General features: G+C 72.5%; 21 protein-coding genes. 13 read left to right on the top strand and 8 right to left on the bottom strand.

The window, feature by feature from the left end; translation table 11 throughout:
• The first annotated feature begins 93 nt into the window (after positions 1–93).
• The 4 genes from ABZ930_RS16200 to ABZ930_RS16185 all read left to right on the top strand — a co-directional run bounded on the left by ABZ930_RS16200 (position 94) and on the right by ABZ930_RS16185 (position 5,296).
• The gene (locus tag ABZ930_RS16200; RefSeq protein WP_361547777.1) at positions 94–2,439 is read left to right on the top strand and encodes a LuxR C-terminal-related transcriptional regulator; all 2,346 of its coding nucleotides are present in this window, start codon (positions 94–96) and stop codon (positions 2,437–2,439) included.
• 184 nt (positions 2,440–2,623) lie between these two features.
• On the top strand, positions 2,624–3,913 hold the full coding sequence (gene manD / locus ABZ930_RS16195; protein WP_361547774.1) for a D-mannonate dehydratase ManD: 1,290 nt from the start codon (positions 2,624–2,626) through the stop codon (positions 3,911–3,913).
• Positions 3,914–4,006: 93 nt separating this feature from the next.
• The gene (locus tag ABZ930_RS16190; protein WP_361547771.1) at positions 4,007–4,426 is read left to right on the top strand and encodes an ATP-binding protein; all 420 of its coding nucleotides are present in this window, start codon (positions 4,007–4,009) and stop codon (positions 4,424–4,426) included.
• Positions 4,427–4,453: 27 nt separating this feature from the next.
• Positions 4,454–5,296, top strand: coding sequence for a DUF1206 domain-containing protein (locus tag ABZ930_RS16185; RefSeq protein ID WP_361547768.1), 843 nt, complete (start codon positions 4,454–4,456; stop codon positions 5,294–5,296).
• Positions 5,297–5,318: 22 nt separating this feature from the next.
• Here ABZ930_RS16185 and ABZ930_RS16180 read toward each other — a convergent pair whose 3' ends face one another.
• From ABZ930_RS16180 to ABZ930_RS16160, 5 genes are all read right to left on the bottom strand, one after another.
• A complete protein-coding gene (locus tag ABZ930_RS16180) occupies positions 5,319–6,530 on the bottom strand; it encodes a sialidase family protein (protein ID WP_361547765.1) in 1,212 nt (403 codons plus the stop codon).
• A gap of 142 nt (positions 6,531–6,672) precedes the next feature.
• Positions 6,673–7,884 carry a phospholipase D-like domain-containing protein gene (locus ABZ930_RS16175; RefSeq protein WP_361547762.1) on the bottom strand — a complete coding sequence of 404 codons (1,212 nt, stop codon included), beginning with the start codon at positions 7,882–7,884 and terminating at the stop codon, positions 6,673–6,675.
• Positions 7,885–7,988: 104 nt separating this feature from the next.
• On the bottom strand, positions 7,989–8,738 hold the full coding sequence (locus ABZ930_RS16170; RefSeq protein ID WP_361547759.1) for a chitinase: 750 nt from the start codon (positions 8,736–8,738) through the stop codon (positions 7,989–7,991).
• 165 nt (positions 8,739–8,903) lie between these two features.
• Positions 8,904–9,422, bottom strand: a complete 519-nt coding sequence (locus tag ABZ930_RS16165; RefSeq protein WP_361547756.1) for a lytic polysaccharide monooxygenase auxiliary activity family 9 protein — start codon at positions 9,420–9,422, stop codon at positions 8,904–8,906.
• A gap of 326 nt (positions 9,423–9,748) precedes the next feature.
• Positions 9,749–10,177: a response regulator gene (locus ABZ930_RS16160; RefSeq protein WP_361547753.1), complete on the bottom strand. Its 429-nt coding sequence runs from the start codon at positions 10,175–10,177 to the stop codon at positions 9,749–9,751.
• 44 nt (positions 10,178–10,221) lie between these two features.
• Here ABZ930_RS16160 and ABZ930_RS16155 point away from each other — a divergent pair, with 44 nt between their 5' ends.
• The 9 genes from ABZ930_RS16155 to ABZ930_RS16115 all read left to right on the top strand — a co-directional run bounded on the left by ABZ930_RS16155 (position 10,222) and on the right by ABZ930_RS16115 (position 20,217).
• Complete coding sequence (locus ABZ930_RS16155) at positions 10,222–10,521, top strand: hypothetical protein (protein ID WP_361547750.1); 300 nt, start codon at positions 10,222–10,224, stop codon at positions 10,519–10,521.
• A gap of 134 nt (positions 10,522–10,655) precedes the next feature.
• A complete protein-coding gene (locus ABZ930_RS16150; RefSeq protein WP_361547748.1) occupies positions 10,656–12,236 on the top strand; it encodes an ATP-binding protein in 1,581 nt (526 codons plus the stop codon).
• Positions 12,233–13,444, top strand: coding sequence for a SpoIIE family protein phosphatase (locus tag ABZ930_RS16145; protein ID WP_361547745.1), 1,212 nt, complete (start codon positions 12,233–12,235; stop codon positions 13,442–13,444). The genes ABZ930_RS16150 and ABZ930_RS16145 overlap by 4 nt, the downstream gene beginning before the upstream one ends.
• 155 nt (positions 13,445–13,599) lie before the next feature.
• Positions 13,600–15,783, top strand: a complete 2,184-nt coding sequence (locus ABZ930_RS16140; RefSeq protein ID WP_361547742.1) for a hypothetical protein — start codon at positions 13,600–13,602, stop codon at positions 15,781–15,783.
• Between the two features lie 116 nt (positions 15,784–15,899).
• On the top strand, positions 15,900–16,490 hold the full coding sequence (locus tag ABZ930_RS16135) for a hypothetical protein (protein ID WP_361547740.1): 591 nt from the start codon (positions 15,900–15,902) through the stop codon (positions 16,488–16,490).
• Between the two features lie 77 nt (positions 16,491–16,567).
• Positions 16,568–17,413, top strand: a complete 846-nt coding sequence (locus ABZ930_RS16130) for a PP2C family protein-serine/threonine phosphatase (RefSeq protein WP_361547737.1) — start codon at positions 16,568–16,570, stop codon at positions 17,411–17,413.
• 51 nt (positions 17,414–17,464) lie between these two features.
• A complete protein-coding gene (locus tag ABZ930_RS16125; protein ID WP_361547734.1) occupies positions 17,465–18,487 on the top strand; it encodes an MASE1 domain-containing protein in 1,023 nt (340 codons plus the stop codon).
• Positions 18,488–18,522: 35 nt separating this feature from the next.
• The gene (locus ABZ930_RS16120; RefSeq protein WP_361547731.1) at positions 18,523–18,741 is read left to right on the top strand and encodes a hypothetical protein; all 219 of its coding nucleotides are present in this window, start codon (positions 18,523–18,525) and stop codon (positions 18,739–18,741) included.
• A 165-nt stretch (positions 18,742–18,906) separates the two neighbouring features.
• Entirely contained in the window at positions 18,907–20,217 is a 1,311-nt protein-coding gene (locus ABZ930_RS16115; protein WP_361547969.1) for a glycoside hydrolase family 18 protein, read from the top strand.
• Between the two features lie 64 nt (positions 20,218–20,281).
• On the opposite strand, the gene ABZ930_RS16110 is transcribed toward ABZ930_RS16115, so the two are convergent.
• The 3 genes from ABZ930_RS16110 to ABZ930_RS16100 all read right to left on the bottom strand — a co-directional run bounded on the left by ABZ930_RS16110 (position 20,282) and on the right by ABZ930_RS16100 (position 24,210).
• Positions 20,282–22,360: an NB-ARC domain-containing protein gene (locus ABZ930_RS16110; RefSeq protein WP_361547728.1), complete on the bottom strand. Its 2,079-nt coding sequence runs from the start codon at positions 22,358–22,360 to the stop codon at positions 20,282–20,284.
• Positions 22,361–22,472: 112 nt separating this feature from the next.
• Positions 22,473–22,862 carry a VOC family protein gene (locus ABZ930_RS16105; RefSeq protein ID WP_361547725.1) on the bottom strand — a complete coding sequence of 130 codons (390 nt, stop codon included), beginning with the start codon at positions 22,860–22,862 and terminating at the stop codon, positions 22,473–22,475.
• A 52-nt stretch (positions 22,863–22,914) separates the two neighbouring features.
• Positions 22,915–24,210, bottom strand: coding sequence for a sulfite oxidase (locus ABZ930_RS16100; RefSeq protein ID WP_361547966.1), 1,296 nt, complete (start codon positions 24,208–24,210; stop codon positions 22,915–22,917).
• Between the last annotated feature and the right edge of the window lie 107 nt (positions 24,211–24,317).

Here is a 24,317-nt window from a genome sequence, read left to right as displayed (position 1 = left end):
TTCTGTGCAGAACTGGGGTGTGCCGGTCGGTTTTCTCCCTAGCGTGATCACAGGCCATGTCACAGCAGTCAAGTCCTGGGAGCAGTACCGCTCATGAACGCACGCGCCAGCCGTCGCACCTCGGGCGAACTCCCCGCCGACGCGACCCCCTTCATCGGCCGCCGGCGTGAACTCGCCCGGCTCGCCGACGTGCTCGGCCGCGCCCGGCTCGTCACCCTGACCGGACCCGGCGGCGTCGGCAAGACACGGACCGCCGTGCGCGCCGCCCACCGGGCCGGCCGGGACTTCCCCGACGGCGTGTACATGGTGCACCTGTCGGCGCTGACCGATCCCGCCCTGCTCGCCAACACGGTGGCGTCCGCCCTCGACCTGCCCGAGCAGGCCGCACGGCCCGCGATCGAGGTCGTCGCCGACCACCTGGAGAACAAGGCGGCCCTGCTCGTCCTCGACACCTGTGAACACCTGGTGGACGCGTGCGCGATGCTCTGCGACGCGCTGCTGCCCGCGGCGCCCCGGCTGCGGATCATCGCCACCAGCCGGCAGCCGCTCGACGTGGTGGGGGAGCACGTGCTGCCCGTCCCCCCGATGGAGGTGCCCGACGGTCCGCACGAGAGCGGCGCGAGCGCGCCGTGCGACGCGCTGCTGCTGTTCGCCGACCGGGCCGGGGCGGCGGTCGCCGGGTTCACCGTGAACGACGACAACCGCGCCGAGGTCCTCGCCCTGTGCCGGCGCCTCGACGGCATACCGCTCGCCATCGAACTGGCCGTCTCCCGGCTGCGCGTGCTGTCCCTCGAGGAGATGCTCGGCCGCCTCGACGACCGCTTCCGCATCCTCACGGGCGGCAGGCGCACCTCCGTCCCACGCCACCAGACCCTGCGCACGGCGATCGCCTGGAGCCACGATCTCTCCACCGACCAGGAGCGGGTGCTCTGGGCCCGGCTGTCCGTTTTCGCGGGCGAACTGAGCCTCGCGGCGGCCGAGGAGGTCTGCTCCGACGACCGGATCCTGCCGCCCGAGGCCGTCCTCGACGCGCTCATCGGCCTCGTGGAGAAGTCCGTCGTGCTGCGGGTGGAGACCCCGGACGGCACCCGCTACCGGATGCTCGACACCATCCGCGAGTTCGGCCGGGGCCAGCTCCTCGGGACCGGCGAGGAGGAGCGCACCCGCGCCCGCCACCTCGCGTACTTCCTCGGCACGGCCCGCGACTTCGACGCGCGGTGGACGACCGACGCCCAACTGCCGCTGCTGCGCGCCCTCGTGCACGACCAGGCCAATCTGCGCGCCGCCCTGGAGTACTGCGCCTCCCCGCAGGGCCTGGCCTGCGACGGCCTGGAACTCGCGACCGCCCTGTCGGGCTACTGGCACTGCACGGGACTGCTCACCGAGGGCCGGTACTGGCTGCGCCGAGCCCTGGACGGCTGCCCCGGCGACAGTCCCACCCGCGTCAAGGCCCTCTGGCTGAAGAGCTGGTACATGGACCTCCAGGGCGAGCGCGGCAACAACGAGGTCCTGCTCATCGAGGCCGAGGAGACGGCCGCCCGGATCGGCGACCAGCGGGGCCGGGCCTGGACGCTCGCCTTCCAGGCCCACCGCCGCTACTTCGCGGGTCGCTTCGAGGGGTGCGCCGACGACTTCGACGAGGCGCGGTCGCGGATGTCGGGCCTCGGCGACGAGCAGGGCCTGCTCATGCTCGGCTTCTACGCGGGCTTCATGCTGATCCTCAGCGGGGACCTGGACAAGGGCATCGCGTGGTGCGACGACTCCCTCGCCCGCAACGCCGGGCACCCGCGCGAGAAGTGGGCCCGCAGCTGGGCCCTGTGGGTCAAGAGCGTCGGACTGTGGCTGCGGGGTGACAAGGAGGGCCGGGACGCCTCGGTCGACTGCGCCCGCGAGGGCATCCGCTGCAAGGCCGCCCTGCACGACGTGATGGGCCTCGCCCACTTCCTGGAAGGGCTCGCCTGGCACGCGGCCGGCCTGCGCCACTTCGAGCGGGTCGCCGTCCTCCAGGGCGCCGCCGACGCGCTGTGGCGCCGGGCCGCGAAGGAGGCCCGGTTCGCCATCCCCGTACTCCACGAACTCCACGACGCGGCGGCCCGGGAGGCCCGCGAGGCGCTGGGCGCCGACGGCTACCACGAGTCGTTCACCGAGGGCGGGAAGCTCTCTCCGGAGGCCGCCGTGGACGCGGCGCTGCGGCAGAGCACCGCGGAGGCCCCCGCGGTCCCGGCCCAGCGGCCGGGCCCCGCCGAGGGGCTCACCCCGCGCGAGCGCCAGGTCGCCGCGCTGGTCAGCGAGGGCCTGACCAACAAGGAGATCGCCGCGAAGCTCGTGGTGTCCAAACGGACGGTCGACTCCCACGTCGAGCACATCCTCACCAAGCTGGGCTTCGGCTCCCGGTCGCAGATCGCGGCCATGCACGGAGCGGGCGGCCACCGGCCCTGAACCGCGCGATCCGCGGCCGGTCTACCCCCGGGCCGCATCAAGATCTACGGTGACGGAGTACCGCACGACCTGGACCGATACCCGGCCGCGGCCGGTGAGTTCGCCGTCCGCGCCCGCCTCCTGGCATCCCTCCGGGGCGCGCGGTCCGCACCTTCGCCACGCCCCGACCGATGGAGAGCTCCAGGTGTCCACCCCAGCCCCCGGCGTCGCACGCGACGCCGCCACCCGCATCGCCTCCGCCGAGGTGCTCGTCGCCTCGCCCGGACGCAACTTCGTGACGCTGCGCCTGACCACCGAGGACGGCGTCGTCGGACTCGGCGACGCGACCGTCAACGGCCGCGAACTGGCCGTCGCCTCCTACCTCGACGACCATGTCACCCCGTTGCTCATCGGACGCGACGCCCACGCGATCGAGGACACCTGGCAGTACCTCTACCGGGGCGCGTACTGGCGGCGCGGGCCCATCACCATGGCGGCGATCGCTGCCGTCGACACGGCGCTGTGGGACATCAAGGCCAAACTGGCGGGGCTGCCCCTCTACCAGTTGCTCGGCGGCCGCAGCCGGCGCGGCTGCCTGGCCTACGGGCACGCCAGCGGCGCCGACCTGGAGGAACTGTTCGACTCCATACGCGACCACCTCGACCAGGGCTACCGTGCCATCCGCGTGCAGAGCGGCATCCCGGGACTCGGCTCCGTCTACGGCGTCGCCTCCAGCGCCAACGCCGCGGTCGGCGAGACCGGCGCCACCTCCCGCTACGACCACGAGCCCGCCCGCCGAGCGAACCGGCCGGTGGAGGAGGAGTGGGACACCCGCGCCTACCTGCGGCACGCCCCCAGGGTCTTCGAGGCGGTCCGCGCCGAGTTCGGCCCGGAACTGCCCCTCCTGCACGACGCCCACCACCGCCTGACCCCCATCCAGGCGGCCCGGCTCGGCAAGGACCTGGAGCCCTACGACCTGTTCTGGCTGGAGGACGTCACCCCGGCGGAGAACGCCACGATGCTGCGCCGCGTCCGCGAGCACACCACGACACCGCTGGCGATCGGCGAGGTCTTCAACACCATCTGGGACTACCGCGAGCTGTTCGAGGAACAGCTCATCGACTACGTCCGCTCGCCCGTCACCCACGCCGGAGGCATCACCGCGCTGCGGCGGATCCTCGACTACGCCGCCGTCTACCAGATCAAGTCGGGCGTGCACGGACCCACGGACATCTCCCCGGTCGGCCTCGCGGCCGCCCTGCACCTGGGCGTCGCCATCCCCAACTTCGGGATCCAGGAGTACATGAAGCACTCCCGCGCCACCGACGAGGTCTTCCGGCCCGCCTACGCGTTCACCGACGGCCTGCTCACCCCCGGCGAGGAGCCCGGCCTCGGTGTCGACTACGACGACGAGGCGGCCCGGGCCCACCCCTACGCCCCCGCCTACCTCCCCGTGAACCGGCTCCAGCTGGACGGATCCCTGCACGACTGGTGACCGTCGGCAGGAGTGCCTGCCCGGGAGCCCGGGAAGGCGGGAGGGGACAGGCGGACCACCTCGCACCATGCGACCTCAGGAGGAAGCCTCACCATGAGCGCTTTCGACATGCCCCAAGTGGGACGGACGACCTGTTCGCAGGCGCGGGCCGAGACCAGCGCCGCCGTCCGGCCGCTGTGCGCGGCGGTTCCGTGGCGGCTGGCCCGCAGGCTGTCCGAGGACGCGATGCTGGTGGCCGACGAACTGGTCTCCAACGCGCTGCGGCACGGGGACGGCATGACCCGCTTCAGCGCCTGCGTCCACGACCGCGACCTGGTGATCCGGGTCCGCGACCGCAGCGCCCACCTCCCGGGCGACCAGCCGCACGATCCGACGCGGCCCGGCGGCTTCGGCTGGCTGATGATCCAGCACCTGTCCCGGCGCGTCAGCATCGACCGGCACGACGACGGCAAGACCATCACCGCGGTCCTGGCCGGAGTCCGGGCGGACGAAGGAGTGCCCGCCAGGAGTTGAGCGGGCATCCGGGGGCAACTGGATGTCATGGCTACTGGATCGGTCACCACACAAGGTCTCGGACACGCCCGGCGCGCGGCGAACAGCCCGGCGGTCGCGATGGCGGCCCGCGCGGGCTTCGTCGCCCGCGGGATCATCTACGTACTGATCGGCCTGCTGGCCCTGCGCATCGCCTTCGCCGACGGCGGCGGCGAACAGGCGGACCGCGGCGGAGCCGTGGCGGAGATAGCCGACAAGCCGTTCGGCACGGTCCTGCTGTGGCTGCTCGGCGCGGCCCTGGCCGGAATGGCCCTGTGGCGACTGTCCGAGGCGGCGTTCGGCCAGGCGGGCACCGACGGGAAGAAGGCCGGCAAGCGGGCGATGGCCGCCGGCCGTTTCGTCTTCTACGGGTTCGTCTCGTACTCCGTGCTGTCCTTCGCCGCCGGAGACAAGTCGAGCGGCAGCGGCGGGTCCGACAAGAGCTCCAAGGACGTCACCGCGACGGCCCTGGACTGGCCGCAGGGCCAGTGGATCGTGGCCGCCGCCGGTGTCGGAGTGGCCGCCGCGGGTCTGTGGATCGCCGTACGGGCCGTCCTGCGCAAGTTCCACAAGCACCTGAAGATGTCCGAGCTGTCGGGCCGGACCCGCAAGGCCGTCGACTTCTTCGGGGTGTTCGGCGGCGCGTCCCGCGGCCTCGTCTTCGCCGTCGCGGGCGGGTTCGCCGTCGCCGCCGCCGTCCAGCACGAGCCGGGCCGGGCCAAGGGCATGGACGACACCCTGCGCGCCTTCACCGACACCCCGGCCGGCCCCTGGCTGCTCGTGCTGGTCTCCGTCGGCCTCGCCGCCTTCGGGATCTTCTCCTGGGCGAACGCCCGCTGGCGCAAGGTGTGACGCCGACGCCGACAGCCGCGCGTCAGCCCGGCACGGCGGCCGACGCGACGTACGGCTTGCACACCGTCCCGTCGTAGTCGGTGGCGATCTCCAGCAGGCCGGTGCCGTCCGCCGAGGGCAGCAGCGCGGAGCTGTAGTTGGGGCAGTAGTCGACGGTCGTGGACGTCACCGACACCGGGGCCTGGATCTCCCGCCAGGTCCCGGCGCCGCCCGCGTCGTTGACCCAGACGGTGCTGCCGCTGCCGGTGGCGCGGGACCCGTCGGCGTTGTACATCACCTGGCCGACGAGGAAGAGCCGGCCGTTCGCACTGCCCGCCAGCGGTGACCAGCCGACGGTCGGGGCGTGCTTGAAGTACTTGCCGTCCGGCGTCTCGGGGCGGAAGCCGAGGTGGGCGGGGTCGCCCCAGTTCCACCCGTCGGACGAGGTGCGGTAGTGCACGACGCACGCGTACTGGCCGCTCGCCGCGCAGATCTCGTAACTCATGAAGTACGAGCCGTCGCCGAGCCGCCGCACCACGGCCATGCCGGGCCGGTCCGATGCCAGGGTGCTCGCGATCGTGTCGTGGTGGCCGGTCCACGTGACGCCGTCGGAGGTGCGGGCCGCGACCAGCTTCTGGCTGTGCACCCCGTCGGTCTCGTCGGAGTAGTGGCACACGAGGTTGCCGTCGGCGTCGACGGAGAACTCCGGTTCCCACAGGCCCTTGTCGTTCGCGGCCGTGGCCACGGTGGACAGATAGCTCCACGTGCGGCCGATGTCGTTGCTCCGGAAGACCCGGATCGCCATGCGGCGCCCGGGTTCGTCCTGGCCGACCGAGGACGCCCAGAGCAGGGTGCCGGCCGGCAGATCACCCACGGCGCCGGGCAGTTCGAAGAGGGTGGAGCAGCACAGGCCCTGGCCGCCGGCCGCCTCCGGGTCACCGACCGTGCCGACCTGGGTGAAGGTCTTCCCGCCGTCGGTGCTCTCGTGGATCGCGCCGAGACCGTCGTTGCCGGAGAACGTCACCACGGACGCGAGCACGCGCCCGTCGGCGGCGCCGCTGTGCGCCAGGCGCACGGCTCGCGGATACAGGCCGGTCCCGTCGCGCAGCGGCGTGCCGGTCGCCGCGTGCGCCGCCGTCGTCGGCGGTGCGACCAGGGCGATCAGCAGACCGAGCAGCAGCGCGACGAGCAGGGACGGACCGGCCGTGGGCCGGTCCGTCCTGGGTGGGGCGAGCATGCGTGACCGGGACGTCATCGGGCCTCCTGCGAGCCGTGGGGGGAGGGGTGCATGGCGCGGTGGGGGTGCGGGGGACGAACGGGACCCGTGGGGACACGAGTCGATTTACATCGTTGTACTCAGCCGCTGAAGCGCCGTCAAGAGGCCCTGGATCCCACGATCACAGGAAGTGCTGGATCGCCCTGGTCGTCTTCTCCGCGGCACGGAAGGCCACCGGCCGGTCGGCCCAGCGGTCGGGCTGCACGCGCATGCTGTGCGAGACGTCCTGCTCGTAGTCGGCGTCGAGGGCGGCGGTGAAGGGCTCGTCCAGGACGGCGAGCATGACCTCCTCGTCGTGGTCCATGGAGCGCCGGTTGAGGTTCGTGGAGCCGACCAGCGACGCGATCCCGTCGATCGTGACGACCTTGCAGTGCAGCATCGTCCGCTGGTACTCGCGTACGACGACCCCGCACTCCAGGAGCCGTGCGTAGTGGTGGCGGCCGGCGATCCGGCTCACCTGCTTGTCCGTGTGCGGGCCGGGCACGAGCAGTTCGACCTCGACACCCCGCCGGGCCGCCTCGCAGAGCAGATCCACGAAGTAGACGTCGGGCGAGAAGTAGGCGGTGGCCAGGCGCAGCCGGGTCTGCGCGGACTGGATCACCACGCGCAGCAGGGTCTGCATGTCCTGCCAGCCGATGCTCGCCGAGCCGCGTACGACCTGGACGATGGCGTCGCCGCTCGGCTCGTGGTCGACGAAGCGGTCGCGCTCGTCGAAGAGCTCGTCGTGGCACTCGGCCCAGTTCTGGGCGAAGGCCGCGCAGATCCCGTCGACGGCCGGGCCGCTGATCCGCACATGGGTGTCGCGCCACTCACTCGGGTCACGGGCGTCGCCGCACCACTCCTCGGCGATGCCGACGCCGCCGGTGAACGCCGTCGTCTCGTCGACGACCAGCACCTTGCGGTGGCACCGGTGGTTCTGCTTGAAGGGGGAGAGCAGCAGCGGCTTGCGGAACCAGGCGACCTCGACCCCGGACTCGTCCATGAGGGCGAGCAGCTCGTTCTCGATGGTGCGGCTGCCGAAACCGTCGAGCAGCAGCCGCACCCGGACACCGGCGCGGGCGCGGTCGGCGAGGGCGCGCGCGAACTCGCGGGCTATCTCGCCCCGCCAGTACACGAAGGTCATCATGTCGATCGTGTGCTGTGCCCCGCGCACGGCGTCCAGCATGGCGGGGAAGATCTCGTCGCCGTTGCGCAACGGAGTCAGCGCATTGCCCTCGGTGGCGGCGATGCCGATGAGGCGCTCGAGGCGCCGCCGCAGACGCTGCCGGGCGTCGTGGGCGGGGGCGTCGGTGTCTGCGGCGGGACTCACGGGGGCCGTGATGCTCGCGGTCAAGGGATGCTCCGGGGATCGGGGACAGTGGCACGACATCCACTGCCCCGTCACGACTCCTTCACGCGCATTCCGGTGACCGATTGCTGGTCAGGGCCTTGCGGGGGTCAGCAGCCGAGGTTGCCGCCCGGCTCGACCCCCAGGATCTGCGTGAACTTCTCGTAGCTGTCGATGCGGCTCTGGACCTGCGCGGGGTTGCCGCCGTCGCACTCGATGCTGCCGTTGATGCTGCGGATGGTCTCGCCGAACCCGGCGCCGTTCACGATCGCGTTGTGCGGGGTCATCGTCCCCGGCCCGGTCTGCGTGTTCCAGTACCAGAGTCCGGTCTTCCAGGCGACGGCCGCGTCGTTCTGGACCAGGTCGGGGTTGTTGAGCAGGTCGATGCCCAGGGCGTCGCCCGCCGCCTTGTAGTTGAAGTTCCAGCTGAGCTGGATCGGGCCGCGGCCGTAGTACTTGTCGGTGCCCGCCGGGCAGCCGTAGGACTGCGAGGCGTCGCAGTAGTGCGGGTAGTTGGCGGTGTTCTGCTCGACGACGTAGACCAGGCCGCCGGTCTCGTGGCTGACGTTGGCGAGGAAGGCGGCGGCCTCCTGCTTGCGGACGGTGTCGCTGCCGGTCCCGCTGAATCCCGGGTACGCGTCGAGCGCGGCGGTGAGCCCGGAGTAGGTGTAGAAGGAGTTCCGGCCCGGGAACATCTGGTCGAACTGGGCCTCGCTGACGACGAACTCCGCCTGCGCGGAAGTTTCTTGGGCGGGCCGGTCGGCCGGCTTCTCGGCGAAGGCCGGACCGGTCAGGGTCAGTGCGGTGAGGGTCGCGGCCGAACCGGCGGCGGTCAGCAGGGCGAGGATGCGATGGCGCATGCGTGCGCTCCCAAGGGCGAGAGGTGTGGGGGGTGTGCCGTGCCGCGCCGCTCGTGGGCGGCGCGGCCGGAGGGGTGAAGCCGTGGTGCCGGGGGCCGTGACGTGCCCGTCAGGGGGCCCGTCGTGGGGGACGGCCCGCGGCACCACGGAGGCGGGGGAGTGGGGTCAGCCGCCGACGTTCACGTCGATGCAGGAGTAGAACGCGTTGGTGGTGTCGGCGATGTTCCAGACGGCCAGCACCTTTTGATGCCCCGTCAGCGAACCGAAGTCGACCTGGTGGGTGACGGTCGCGCCCGGCTTGGCACCGTTGTCATTGAACTCGGCGATCTCCTGGCCGCCGACGAAGTACTGCCAGGTGCTCGTCGCGTGCTGCGCGGTGAGCTTCCACTCGAACGTCGCGTTGCTCTGCACCGGGGTGGCGACCCAGGCCTTGGAGTCGTCGTCCAGTTCCGCGAAGCGGCTGTTGCCGCCGCTGCAGCTGGTGAGCCCCTTGGGGCCCTCGACGCTCTGCGGCTCGTAGGTGATGTCGCCGCAGGACACCGTGCCGGCCGCGCACTGCGCCTGCCGGCTGGGCGGTGAGTTGATGTAGCCGTGAGCGCTCGCCGTACCCGTGGGGAGGGTGAGGGCCAGAGCCGGGGCCAGAGCCGCGCCGATGAGGGCGGCCGTCTTCTTTCGGGCGTGCATGCCTACTCCTTCACTGCAGGTCTCCCGGGGTGTGCGTGATGTGGGGACGCACGCCCGGGACGGCCTCTCGAGGGTGGGGCCAAGAGGCGCGAAGGGACATGGAGATCAGCCCTGCACAGCAGGGCCGACTCCCGTAAGCGGAACGGCCGTTGACGCTTGGCCTAGACCATACAAGTGGCTGTGTTCCTGTCAAGGTCGAGTCGGCCCGGGAGGCACCCGCGGGGCCGCGACGCACAGTGCCCCCAGCCGCGGCGGAGCGGCGTGGGGGCACTGAGGGAAAGGCCACGTGAACTGGGGGGACGGGGCGAGGCCCCGGGGTGGGACGGTCAGGTTCGCGGGAGCTTGGCGGCCGTCTCCAGGTAGAAGGCGTCGATGCTGCGGACCGCCGCCTCGAAATCCTCCAGATTGACCGGCTTCGTCACATACGCGTTGGCGTGCTGGTGGTAGGCGTCGCTGACGTCGTCGGGGGCGGCGGACGTGGTCAGCACGACCACCGGGACGGCGCGCAGGGCGGCGTCGTCCTTGAGGATGCGCAGCAGCTCCCGCCCGTTCATCCGCGGCATGTTGAGGTCCAGCACGATGAGGTCCGGAAGCGACGTCTCCGGATCGCGCAGATACTCCAGGGCCTCCAGCCCGTCGGCGACCTGCGTGAGGTTGCGCGTGCTGTGCTGGGCGAGGGCGTCCTGGATCAGCAGGGCGTCGGCGAGGTCGTCCTCGACGAGCAGGACGTCGTAGGAGCGAGGAGCAGCGATCATGGTGTGGTACTCCGGGGGACGAGTGGGGGGCACGGGCGGGCTTCATGGGTGATGAGCCCGGGCCAGCGGCGGCGCGCCCCCTGACGGCTGAGGTGTGTCGCTTCGCCGATCTGAGGGTATCCGGCGCCTGCGGCGGCGGCGTCACGGGCCGCCTCGCTCTCCAGCTCGCTCACCGCGTGCTGGAGATGGGTCAGGACGCGGAGGCGTCGGAGTGCGTTGTGGGGGGCTTCACCGTGGAGATCGCTGTCCGGGGGGTACTCGGCCTGCGGGACGAGGTCGGCGACGAGGTCCTGGACCGCCTGGACGGCCAGTTCCTCGAAGGTTCGGCTTCCAGGGAGAAGTGACGGATCATTTCCTGGCATGCCCGAACCGTACCCTCAGGGAATACCGACGACAACAAGTGTTGTCATGTGCCGTATCGTATCGACGCCGCTGCTGTCGGCGGCAGGCCTCGTGACGGTCGAAGGAGCACAAAAGCATGGACGTGGGCGGAGGCCGGCGCGGGCCGGAGGGCATAGCCCGGTGGACGACGCGGCGCTGGCTGACGACAGGGGTCGCCGCGAGCGCCGCCGTGCTGCTGTTCCTCGGATCGCTGGGCGCGTGGGCGCTGGGCACCACGTCGCGGCTGACCGACGAGGTCGTCCTGTACCGCTCCCCGGCGCTGATCAACGCGGTGCGCCTGGAGGCGGCCCTGGTCAACCAGGAGACCGGAGTCCGCGGCTACGGGCTCACCGGCCGCCGCGACTTCCTCACCCCGTACACGCAGGGCAGGGCGGACGAGAAGACCGCGCTGAAGACGCTGGACCGGCTCGTCGCCGGGTCGGGTGAGGCCGAGAAGGACCTGCGCGCGGTGCGGACCGCCGTCGAGTCCTGGCAGCGGCAGGTGGCACAGCCGGTCGCCGCGGCGACCGGCGGCGACGCCGTCCGGAGCGCCTCGGCGCGGGCCGGCGACGGCAAGCGGCTCTTCGACTCCGTGCGGACCTCGCTCTCCCGGCAGCAGGACCACCTGCGGGCCGCCCGGGTGCGCGCGGGCGACGACCTCGACGCGGCGCAGCGCCTGCGCAACGGCGTGTTCGTCGCCATCGCCGCCGTCATCGCCGTCCTGATGTGCATCATCTTCTACGGGCTGCGGCGCGGCGTGACCGGCCCGCTGGCCCACCTCGGCGCCGCGGCACGGGACGTGGGCCGTGGCCGGTTCGACCGGCAGGTCACCGCGACCGGCCCCGCCGATCTGCAGCAGCTGGCCCGCGACGTCGACGGGATGCGGGAGCGGCTGGTGGAGGAGCTGGCCCGCAGCGAGGAGGCCCGCACGCTCCTCGACCAGCAGGCCGAGGACCTGAAGCGCTCGAACGCGGAGCTGGAGCAGTTCGCGTACGTGGCCTCGCACGACCTCCAGGAACCGCTGCGGAAGATCTCCAGCTTCACGCAGCTGCTCCAGCGGCGCTACGGCGACAAGCTGGACGAGCGGGCGGACCAGTACATCGCCTTCGCCGTCGACGGCGCCAACCGCATGCAGGTCCTCATCAACGACCTGCTGATGTTCTCCCGCGTGGGACGCGTCCACGATCAGCGGTCCGTGTCGCTCGAGGACTCCCTGAACGGGGCGATCGACGGGCTCAGCGTCGCCGTGGAGGAGTCGGGCGCGCGCATCGAGCACGACGAGCTGCCGACCGTGCACGGCGACGCCGGCCAGCTCGGTCTGCTGTGGCAGAACCTGCTGTCCAACGCCATCAAGTTCCGGGCCCCCGAGCGCCCTCCGCACATCCGCGTGAGCGTGCGCGAGGAGGACGGCATGTGGCACTTCACCGTGCGGGACAACGGCATCGGCATCGCCCCCGAGTTCCGCGAGAAGGTCTTCGTGATCTTCCAGCGGCTGCACACCCGCGAGGCCTACCCGGGCACCGGCATCGGCCTCGCGATGTGCAAGAAGACCGTCGAGTTCCACGGAGGCACCATCACCGTCGACCCGGTCGACGGCGACGGCACCTCGATCAGCTTCACGTTCCCCCTCCAACCGTCCGCCGCGGCGGCCGACAGTGAAGGATCGCTGCTGTCATGACAGCGCTCGATGGGACGTCCGCACCCTGCCGGATCCTGCTGGTGGAGGATGACGCCGGAGACGCCCTGCTCGTCGAGGAACTGCTGCTCGACACCGACATCGACCATGTTCTGGTGCACTGCCGCACCCTGGGGGAGGCCCGCGAGACGCTCGCCGCGCGGCGCAGCGACTGCGTGCTGCTCGACCTGCATCTGCCCGACGCCTCCGGGGTCGGCGCCGTCGCCGAGCTGCTCGACGCCGCCGGGGACGCGGCCGTCATCGTGCTGACCGGTCTGGCGGAGTCCCAGGCCGGCGTCGAAGCGCTCGCCGCCGGCGCCCAGGACTACCTGGTCAAGGGCAAGGTGGAGCCCGACCTGCTGCAGCGGGCCGTGCGCTACGCCCTGCACCGCAAGCAGGCCGAGCGGGCCAACGCCAATCTGCAGGCGGGCAAGTTGCGCGCCGAGGAGAACGCCCGCCTGGAGCGCGGCCTGCTGCCGGCCCCCATGCTGTCGTCCGGCGACGTCGTCGCCACCAGCCGCTATTTCCCCGGCCGCCAGCAGGCGCTGCTCGGCGGCGACTTCCTCGATGTCGTGGAGACCGCCGACGGACAGGTGCACGCCGTCATCGGCGACGTCAGCGGGCACGGCCCGGACGCCGCGGCGCTCGGCGTGTGCCTGCGGATCGCCTGGCGCTCCCTGACGCTGGGCGGCCACCGCGGCGGGGCGCTCCTGGAACTCCTGGAGCAGATGCACATCGCCGAACGCAGCAGCACCGACCTGTTCACGACCTGCACCCTGGTGACCGTGGACCGGAGCACGGGCACCGCCTCCCTCCACCTGGCCGGTCACCACGCGCCGCTGCTGACGTCCCACGGACACTCACGGGAACTCGGCATCGAGCACGGAGTGGCCCTGGGCATCGCCCCCGGGCTGCACAAGTGGCCGGTCACCACCGTCCGGCTGCCGCCCTCCGGCTCGCTGCTCCTCTACACGGACGGCCTGGTCGAGGGGCATGTCGACGCCAGCGCCGAGCGGCTCGGCGTCGACCGGCTGCTGGCCATCATGGACGCGTGCGCGGACTCCGACGCGGGCGCGCACCTGGACCGCATCCTCGAAGAGGTCCAGGTCCGCAACGCCGGCCGGCACACCGACGACCTCGCGGTCCTGCGGCTCGACTGGGCCGGGCTGCCGGTGATGCCGCCCCAGCGCACCCGGGCCGGAGTGCGCTGACCTCCCTCCCGCCCCTTTCGTTTCGGTTCCGCCTGATCCGTCTGGAATCCGTCCCTCGCGGCCCGCCCGGGACGCGGACGGCGCCCGCAGGCAGCATCATCGGGAGAGCGGGGGCGACGCGCCTGCGCACGCTCCGGGCGGAGGGAGTGAGCCCCATGGAGAAGGCCGCGGCCCAGGGGACCCTGCGGAGCAGGGCGGTGCGCACGGCCGCCTTCGTCGGGGCCGTGCTCGCCACGATCTGCGTCATCGTGACGGCGAGCCTGCGGGGCACCCTGCTCTCGCCGGGCTTCTACGCCTCGGCCCTCGACCGGGAGCACGCCTACGACCGGCTGTACGACCAGGTCCTCGTCGATCCGCGCACGGCGCCGGCGACCCGGCAGCTCCTCGCCCAGCTGCCGGTCCCCGAGGCGCAGGTGACCTCCAACATCAAACTGGTGCTGCCGCCCGACACCGTCCGCGCCCTGGTCCGGCAGCGGATCGACGCCACCGTCGGCTACCTCGACGGCAGCCGCTCCACCCTCGACCTCACCGTCGACCTGCGGCCGGTGCTGGCCAATCTCGACCAGCTCGCCCAGATCTACCTGGGCGACCTCGTGGCCGGCGTGCAGAACCGCTCCGAGCCGGACTTCGAGCGGTTCTCCGCCGACGTCTCGGACGCCCTGCGCGAACTCGCCGCGGGCCGCGCGCCCCAGGGCGTGCCCCGGCTGTCGCTCACCGAGAGCCAGGCGGCGGCGGTGACCACCGCGCTCCTGGCCGTCGCGCCGGCGGACCAGCGGGCCGCCCTGCGCGGCGAGGTGGAGACCGCGCTCGCCGACGGCGACGTGGCCACCGCGCTGGCGGCCGTCGCCGCGTCCGCCAGGACCGACCGCTCCGGCTCGGCCGTCCGCCGGGTCCAGGAGAGTCTGGACGGCGGCACCTGGGACCCCGCCACGGTGCTCGCCGCGTCCGGCAACGATCTGCGGGCCGTGCACGACATCCGCCCCTACACCTCCGTGGGGCTCGGCGTGGTGGAGGCGCTGGCGGCTGCGGTGCTCGCGCTGTGCCTGGTCGCGCTCTGGATCACCGGCCCGGCGCGCCCGGGCCGCAGGCTCATGGCACTGGCCCTGCCGCTGCTCGGGGGCGCCGCCCTGGTCGCCGCCGCCGTCGGCGTCTGGGAACTGCTCGGCGACGGGCGGCTCGTCAGCCCGTCCGCGTCCTGGCCGCCGTCCCTGAACCGGCTCGTCGACGACGTGCAGGACCGCGCCCACGGCATGCTGCTCGACACCGTCCTCCTGACGGTCCTGGTCGCCGTGGCCGCCGCCGCGCTGCTCGCCGTCACCGGGCGCCTGCTCGACCGGCGCCGTACGGACGGCGGCGCGCCCTGGCGGGCCCCCGCGATCGGGCTCGGCGCGGCCGCGCTCGCCGTGGCGGGCATCGTCGTGACCCCGCTGCTGACCGCCGCGTCCGCCCCGCGGCTGTGCCAGGGCAGCGCCGAGCTGTGCGACCGCCCCTACGACGAGGTGGCCCAGCTGACGGCGCACAACGCGATGTCGACCACCGTCGACCGCTTCATCGGGCCGCTCCAGGACCCGGACATCACCGCTCAGCTGAACGACGGCGTACGCGCCCTGCAACTCGACACCTACCGCTGGGAACGGCCCGAGGAGATCACCGCGCGTCTCGACGAGTCCGACTTCACGGCCGAGCAGAAGCAGCTCGTGCAGCGGGCCGTCAACACGATCAACCCGCCCCGCGAAGGACTGTGGCTGTGCCACGCCGTGTGCCGGGCGGGGGCCGTCGCGCTCGTCCCGGAACTGCGGGAGATCGGCGCGTGGATGCGGCAGCACCCCACGGAGGTCGTCACCTTCATCGTGCAGGACGAGATCAGCGCGAGCGACACCGAGCAGGCCTTCCACGAGGCGGGCCTCGACCCGCTGCTGTTCACCCCCGACGCCGACCCCGACCATCCCTGGCCGACCCTCGGGGAGATGGTCGACAGCGGCCGGCGGCTCGTCGTGTTCGCCGAGGACGCCGACGGCCCGGCCCCCTGGTACCGGAACTTCTACCGGTACGGCATGGAGACCCCGTTCGCGTTCCGCTCCCCGGACCGGATGAACTGCTCCCCGCACCGCGGGGGCACCGACGGGCGACTGTTCCTGCTGAACCACTTCATCACCGACAACGGCGGCAGCCGTCTGGACGCGGGCACGGTCAACACCCGCCGGTTCGTCCTCGACCGGGTCCACCGGTGCGAGCGCGAGCGCGGCCACCCGGTCACGTTCGTCGCCGTCGACTACGCCACGATCGGCGACGCGGCCGGAGCCGTCCGCGCGCTCAACGAGGAGCGCTCCGCGAACTGACCCTGCCCGCCCCCCCCGGACGGCCCGCTTCCGTATCCCGTGACCCGGCCACGGCGTACGCGCTGGTGACAGGGGAACCCGGGTGGGACCCGACAGCCGAACCGAGGAGTGGGTCCATGGAACGCGTCCATGTCTTTCTGGCCAGACACTTCTGGGCACAGCTTCTGCTGGGCGTGCTCGCGGGGGCCGTGCTCGTCCAACTGCTCTACCCGCAGGGCTCCTTCGGCGCCGTCCTGATCCGCACCGCGGTCACGTCCGTCGGAGGCGTCTGCGTCGCGCTGGTGATGCGGCGCAAGGAGCGGCGGGCCGCCGGAAGCACGGACGGCCTGGTCTCCCTCGACCGGCGGCTGCGCACCGGCGACGTCCCCTCGGACCCCGCCGAGCGGCAGGCCATGGGGCGGCTGGTCGACCAGCGGCTGCACCGGACCCGGCACCGCAAGGCCGCGCTCGCCCTCCTCGCGTTCATGTTCGTGGCGATCACCGTCCTGACAGGCTTCACGGCGGGTCCCCGCCAGACCATCGGATTCGCGATCCTGACCGTGGTGTTCCTCTCCTGGATGTCGTACATCGGCAGTCTGCAGAACCGCCGGCTGCACACCATGGACGCGGCGCTGGGCGGTTCGCCGTCCGGCATCGGCTCTCCCGCCACGCAGGGCACCCCGCTCACGCACGAGGCGGTTCCCGGGCCGCCGCACCGGATGCCCTGACCCGCCGCCCGCCCGGGTGCGCCCCGCGCCGACTGAGGGCAGTCTGGAGGGGCAGCCAGACAACCGGAGAGCGAGCCATGTTCCGCAGCAGGTCCGTCGACGACGGCGAGGAGTTGCTCGACAGGCTCGGGACGATGACGGCGCGGGCCCGCGAGCTGGCGGCGATCCAGCGCTCCCGCGTCGAGCTCGCCGTGGAGCTGCAGCGGGGCATGCTGCCCCGCGACCTGCCGCACCCGCCCGGCATCCAGCTCGGCGTGGGATACACCCCGGCCACCCACGGGCTCAACGTCGGCGGCGACTGGTACGACGCCTTCCCCCTTCCGGACGGCAGCATCGGGATGTCCATCGGCGACGTGCAGGGCCACAACATCGAGGCGGCCGCCTTCATGGGACAGGTCCGGGTCGCCCTGCGCGCGCTGGCCTCGGTCACGGCGGACCCCGGCGAACTGCTGGCCCGGACGAACGACCTGCTCGTCTCCCTCGACGCCGACCTCTTCGCCACCTGCACCTTCATGCGTCTCGACCCCCGCACCGGGACCCTGGACTGCGCGCGGGCCGGGCACACCCCGCACATCTGGGCGACCGCCGACGGCCGCTCCGGAGTGGACGACAGGGAGGGGGGACCGCCGCTGGGCGTGCTCCAGGGCGCGGCGTTCCCCGTAGCCCGTCACCGGCTCACGGAGGGCGGCGTCTTCGTCCTCCTCACCGACGGCGTGGTGGAGGGCCCGTCGCTGAGCCTCGACGAGGGCCTGCGTCAGGTCACCCGGCTCGCCGAGATCGCCGTCGTCGCCGGCATGAGCAGCGGAGCCCTCGCCCGCGCGGTGATGAAGCTGGCGGACTCGGTGGGGCACGAGGACGACGCGGCCGTGCTCGTGGTCGGCTACGACGGCGGCGCCCGGTGGCGGCGGCCCACCGACCCCTGATCGGACCCGGTGCCGGTGGCCGAGCGGCCCGCGCCGGTGTCTGATGGCTGTGTGGTGGACAGTCAATGGTTACGAAGGCCCCTGGGGACGGCCCTCACGACGCTGGCCGTCGCCGCCCTGTACTACCTGTCGGGGCGGCTCGGCCTGCTGGGCCGGCTCACGATCGAGGGCATAGTGGTCACCCCCATCTGGCCGCCCACCGGCGTCGCCGTCGCCGCCCTGCTGGTGTTCGGCCTGCGGGTGTGGCCGGGCATCGCCCTCGGCTCGCTCCTCGTCATCGCCTCCCTCACGACGCCGCAGGCCACCACCCTCGTCAACGTCGCGGGGAACACCGTCGCGCCGCTCTGCGCCGTCCTCGTGCTGCGCCGGGTCGGCTTCCGGCCGGACGTCTCCCGCCTGCGCGACGGCTTGGCCCTGGTCTTCGGCGGGCTCTGCGCGATGGTGATCAGCTCGACGGCGGGCGCCGGTGTGCAGGTGCTGCTCGGAACGCTGGACACCGGGGACTTCTGGGCCGTGTGGCTGGCCTGGTGGGTGGGCGACACCATGGGCGTCCTGCTCGTCACCCCGCTCCTGCTGCTGCTCGTCGGGCCGAAGGAGCGGTTCCGGGTCCGCCGGTGGAAGGAGGCGCTGTGCCTGGTCGCCACCGCCGCCGTCCTCGTCCCCCTCGCCGCGATCAGCCAGGTCAGCCTGCTCTTCCTCGTCTTTCCCCTCCTGGTCTGGGCCGCGCTGCGGTTCGAGCTGATCGGCAGCATGTCGTGCGCGCTGTTCGCGTCGGTCCTGGCCACCTTCGAGGCGAACACGGGCAGCGGCGCGTTCGTCCGGCAGACCGGTCTCGAGGTCATGGCGAAGCTGGGGGCGTTCAACGGCGCCGTCGCGCTCACCGCCCTGCTGCTGTCCTCCCTGGTCACCGAGCAGCGCGCCACGCGTCGCTCGATCCAGCGGGCCTGCGACGAGCTCGCCGAGGTGCTGGACCACCTCACCGCGGGTGAGAATCTGCCCGGAGCCGCCGGTCAGCGCGGGCAGGACGCCGAGTTCGGCCCGCCCGGCCACGCGCCGACTCCGCCCCGGGAGTGAGCGCCGAGCGGCCCTCGGTGGTGCACAATGCGGCGATGGACGTCGCCAAGATGGAACTCGCCCTGCAGAGGTACCAGGACGCGGTCGCCGCGCTGGACGCGGCCCGGACCGATCTGGAGGCCGAGGCCGCCGCCGCCCTGCGCGCCGACGATGCCACGCCCGAGGACTGGGCGCGCGTGTCGGAGCTGACCGGCTGGAGCGAGCAGGAGCTGCGGCGCCTGGTCACCGCGGCGGACTCACTCGATCTGCGGTAGGCGCCCCCGGAACCCGGCCATGGCGCGGACCGGGCTTTCCGAACCCTTGACCGTGATGGTCCAGACCAATAGTTTCTCGTGCAGGTAAGTCCACTGTTCCGTACGGCACGTGCACCACGCCTCACAGGAATGAGCTCTGTCATGCGCCTACGCCTGCGTTCACGCCTGCGCCGAAGACTTCTGACCCGGGCGGCCGTCGCCGTCACCTCGCTCTCCCTGCTCGGCGCGGTCGCGCCGGCCGCGTCCGCCCACGGCGGCCACCACGACACCGCCCGCCGCGTCGGCTACTTCACCCAGTGGGGCGTCTACGGGCGGGACTTCCAGGTCCAGGACCTGGACCGCAGCGGCGCCGCCGCCCGGCTCACCCACATCAACTACGCGTTCGGCAACATCGGCACCGACGGGAAGTGCCTCATGGGCAACGTCCCCGGTGAGTCCGACCCCTGGGCCGACTACCAGCGGCCGCTGGACGCCGAGAACTCGGTGGACGGTGTCGCCGACACCGACACCCAGGCCCTCGCGGGCAACTTCAACCAGCTGCGGGAACTGAAGGCCGCGCACCCCGGCCTCAAGGTGATGATCTCGCTGGGCGGCTGGTCCTGGTCCACGAACTTCTCCGACTCGGTCCGAACGCCCGCCGCCCGCAAGGCTCTCGTGGCCTCCTGCGTCGACCTCTACCTCAAGGGCAATCTGCCGCAGGACGGCGCCCGCGGCGGCGCCGGCGCGGCGGCCGGCGTCTTCGACGGCGTCGACCTCGACTGGGAGTGGCCCGGCTCCGAGGGCGACACCGACACGGTGTACCGCCCGGAGGACAAGCGGAACTTCACCGCGCTGGTCGCCGAGTTCCGCCGGCAGCTCGACGCCTACGGCAAGAACCGCCACCGGCACTACGAGCTCTCCGCGTTCGTCCCGACGGCACCCGCCAAGATCGACGCCGGGTTCGAGGTCCGCAAGATCATGAAGGACTTCGACTTCGTCAATCTCCAGGGCTACGACTTCCACGTCAGCGGCGAGAAGACGACGGCCCAGCAGTCCGCCCTGTACGCCCGGAACGACTTCAGCGTCGACGGCACGGTCGAGGCCTGGCTGCGGCGCGGCGCACCGGCCCGCAAACTCGTCGTCGGCATGCCGTTCTACGGGCAGGGCTGGACCGGGGTCACCGGCGGCGGCGACGGCCTGGGACAGCCGGCCACGGCGCCCGCCCCGGCGAAGTGGGCCAACGGCTACGCGGACTACAAGGAGTTGAAGGCGCTGGCGGACTCGGGCACGTACCGCCTCCACCGCGATCAGCGCGGAGGCCACGCCTGGCTCTTCGACGGAACGACCCTGTGGACGTACGACGATCCGCAGGTGCTCGCCCAGAAGTCCCGCTACGTCCGGGCCGAGGGGCTCGGCGGCGCGATGTTCTGGTCCCTGGACGGCGACACCCCCGACGGGGAACTCGTACGGACCGTGGACCGGGCCCTCGGGCACTGACCCACGCGCGCGGGGCGGCCCCTTTCCGGGCCGCCCCGCGTCATTTCTGCGCCATCCCTCCGGGTCAGCGGGTCCGCTGCTGTACCAGCACCGTGTGCAGGAGTGAGTCCGGGGCCATCGTCTGCGCCTTGCGCACCTGGGCCTCGTACTCCGCGCTGCCCAGGAGCGCCCGGGTCCTCGCACGCGTCAGCGCGCACATTGGCAGCACTTCGGGAGTGCCGCGGCGGAGCAGGCCGACGGCGCTCCAGAACCGGTCGCTCGCCGCGATCGCGACGACCGCCCGGCCCGGATCGTCCTGCGCGCACCAACTCGTGGCGAGCAGATCGAGCCCCATGGCGATGCCGAACTGGTCGCCGATGCGCTGCTTCGCGTCGAGCATGTCGCGGGCGTGGCAGGCCGCGGCCTCGTGGCGCTCCTCGATCAGGGCGATCAGGGCGAGCTGGTAGTCGAGATAGGAACGCGTCCAGAACTCCCGCAGCTCCACGCAGACCTCGCGCTGCGCCTCCGCTTCCTGCCGGGCCTGGTCCAGGCGCCCGGCACCGGTGAGCGCGAAGACGCGGACGAGACCGCACAGCATCGTGCCGAACGTGAGCGCCGGCCGGGGCGGATCCGTGCCCGGTGCCGCCGGACGGTCGGCGGTGTCGCGCGGCGCCGGGACCCCCGCCCGCAGCGCCTCGTCGGCACGGGTCAGCGCCGTGATCGGCTCGCCGTCGAGCAGCGCGGCCAGCCCCTCCAGGTAGACGGCCTGGCGTACGCCTTCGATGTCGCCCACGGCGAAGGCCTCCCGCAGACTGGCGTCCGCGTGGGTGCGGCCCGCCACGTGGTCGCTCTGCAGGATCCGGGCCAGCCCCAGGGTCCACAGGACGCGGACCCGCCGGGGATCGTCGGGCGGGGCCACTTCCAGGGCCAGCTGCGCGTAGTAGGCCACCTCGTGCAGGTGCCCCGAACAGACCCAGTAGAAGGCCGTGTTGCCGATGAGTTCGAGGGCGGAGGCATCCTCGGTGTCGATCAGGTGACGCGTCGCGAGACACACGTCGTGGTACAGGTCCCGCATCCGGGCGTACCAGTGCTGCTGCTCTGAGGTCAGCCAGCCGTCGTTCGCGCGTCGGCTCGTCTCCAGCAGCGCGGCGGCGTGCCGCGCGGCGACGGCCGGTTCCTCGCCGAGCTCGCGCAGCCACATGCGGCCGTAGGCGCGCACCGAGTCCAGCATCCGGTACCTGCCGTCGTGCAGGATCACCACCGACTTGCGCACCAGGCCGGTCAGCGCCTCGCGCAGCACGTCGGCCGTCAGCGGACCGCCCCGGCACACCAGGGCCGCGAGGTCGGCGTCGAAGGAGCCGGGGAACACGGCGAGCCGCGCCCACAGCAGCCGCTCCGCCGGACGGCACAGCTCGTGGCTCCACCCCACCGCCGTCCGCAACGCGCGGTGCCGCGACGGGTGGGGCCCCGACTCCTGCCGGTCCAGCGCCTCCGGCCGCTCCTCGGTCAGCTCCCACGCCTCCTGGAGCGTGCAGTGCCGCAGCAGCCCGGCCGCCAGTTCGAGGGCGAGCGGCACCCCCTCCAGGTGGGTGCTCAGCCGCTTCGCCAGCAGCCGTTCCGTGGAGTCGCGCAGCGGGCGGCCCGCAGCGGTGGCCCGCGCCTCGAAGAGGGCGACGCCCTCGGTCACCGGGTCCAGGGGGCCGAGTCCGACCACCGACTCGCCCGCCATGCCCAGTGCCTCCCTGCTGGTGACCAGCACCGTCAGCCGGGGACACACCGTCAGCAGGTCCGCCACGAGGGACCTCGCCGCCGCCACCAGGTGCTCGCAGGAGTCGAGCACCAGCAGGACGCGCCGGTCGCCGATCCAGTCGCACAGCGCCTCGACCAGCGTGCGCGCGGTGTGGTCGGACAGGTGGAGGGCGTCCGCGACCGAGGCGGCCAGCAGGGCGTCGTTCTGCACGGGCCACAGATCGGCCCAGCACACCGCGTCGTGACCGGCCCAGTCACCCCCGCGCACACTCCGCAGCGCCAACCGTGACTTCCCGATGCCGGCCCCACCGGTCACGGTCACGAGCCCCGGCTCGCGCAGCAGTTCCCGCACCTCGGCCAGCTCGGCGACCCGGCCCACACAGGGGGTGGTCTCACTCGGCAGGTTGATCAGCACAGCAGGATTCTCCCCACAGGTCGGACCGCGTGTCCCCCACTCTTCGCAAGACGGAGGCGGTACGGGGGCAGCAGCGGCCGACCGGTGTCGCGGGGGCGGTCGCGAGGGGGCGTCAGCCGAGGTAGTCGGCGCGTCCCTCGTCGTCGATCTCGAAGGGGCCCTCGGGGATGACGCAGAACTCATTGCCCTCGGGGTCGGCCAGCACCAGGAAGCCGCCGTCCGCGTACTGCTCCAGCCTGCGTCCGCCGAGCGCCTCGATCCGCCGCTGCTCGGCGGCGGGGTCGGGGGAGGTGATGTCGACGTGCATCCGGTTCTTGCCGGGCGTGGGCGCGGAGGTCCGCTGAAAGCCCAGGACGAGGTCGTTCTCCCGCCGCAGCCAGACATAGGGACCGCCGCGGCCCACGACCGGACGATCGAGGAGCGCGGACCAGAACGCGGCGAGCAGCTCCGGGTCCTCGGCGTCGACGACGAGGGCACTGATCCGCGCGGAGGAAGGCGTCATGGGCGCGATCCTCGCAGACCGGTGCCGTTCCGCCCGGCGAACCCCGAGGCGCTCAGGTCACCGTGACGGGGTGCCGCACCACCGCGTCGAACAGATAGCCCTGCGTGTTGTGCGCGGTGGTGGCCGGCTGCGTACGTCCCGTCGTGTCGGTGGCCCGGGCCAGGAGTGTCGTCGGGCCGGTGGCCGTGGGGCGCCAGGGCACGGACCAGCGCACCCAGTCGGCGCGGCGCGCGGTGTCGTGGAGGCGGGCGCGCCGCCAGCTGCGGCCCCCGTCGGTGCTGACGTCGACATGGGCGACGGTGCCCGAGCCGGACCAGGAACGGCCCGTCAGTCGATGGCCGGTGCGCGCCGCCAGAGCGGCGTTCCAGGGGAGTTCGAAGGCGGACTTGAGGGTCTGGCGGGACAGCGGGGCGCTCCCCTCCGGCGGGTACGCGTCACCGAACAGGCGGTAGAAATCGGTGTTCCAGGGCGAGAAGAGAGGCTCGGCCGCGACCTGGATGTCGCCGATCCACTTGATCGAGGCGATACCGATCCAGGAGGGGACGATCAGCCGCACGGGAGCACCGTGGTCGGCCGGCAGGGGTTCGCCGTTCATCTCGTACGCGAGCAGCACGTCGTCCAGGGCCTTCGCGACGGGCAGCGGACGGCGTACGCGCCCCAGGTTCGTGCCGTCCGCCGTGACGTAGTCGGCGTCGAGGCCGCGCGGCAGCACATCGACCGCGCCGCGCCGCAGGCCCGCAAGGCGCAGCACGTCGGCGAGACGCGCGCCGCGCCACCGGGCGGAGCCGATCGCGCCGAGCGTCCAGGCCGTACCGCTGACGCTCTGCCCCTGCTGAGCGGTGAAGAAGCCGCGGCCGTTGCCCGCGCACTCCACGAAGCAGGAACGGGTGGTGGCGGGCAGCGACCTGAGGTCGTCGAGCGTGAAGTCCCGCCCGGTGCCGACGAGTCCGTCGCCCCACACCCGCAAACTCCAGGAACCGGGATCCAGTTGGGGAGTCGCCGTGTGGTTGCGGACGAAGAACCGGGAGGCCGGGGTGTGGTGCCCGGTGTCCCCGAGCGCGGCGAAGTTCGCCTCCGCGTTCGTGCCGCGCACCGTGAACCACTCCTCGGGGAGCGGCTTCACGATGCCGGGCGCGGACGCGGCGGGGGACGCGGCCCGGGCCGGGGCGGCGAAGGCCGTCGGCAGCCCGGTCGCCAGGCCCGTCGCCGCGAGCATCCGCAGCAGGTCGCGGCGGTCCACGCCGTCGGCGCGCGCCCGCCCGGCCAGCCACTGGCGCAGCCGACGCCGGTCGTAGGCCGCCTCGTCCGTGCTCGTGTCCGTCGTCTCGGAGACATCCGTCGGGATCATCACGCGGCGAGTGTAGGAAGCACCTCACCGTGCCGCCCAGACCAACTCCCAGATGGCAATACGGCGTTCACACGACGGGCCCGGCGGGATTTCATGCAGCTGCAATG

Source organism: Streptomyces sp. NPDC046716 (assembly GCF_040645755.1).
Classification (GTDB): domain Bacteria; phylum Actinomycetota; class Actinomycetes; order Streptomycetales; family Streptomycetaceae; genus Streptomyces.
This window is presented reverse-complemented; position numbering and strand designations above follow the sequence as displayed.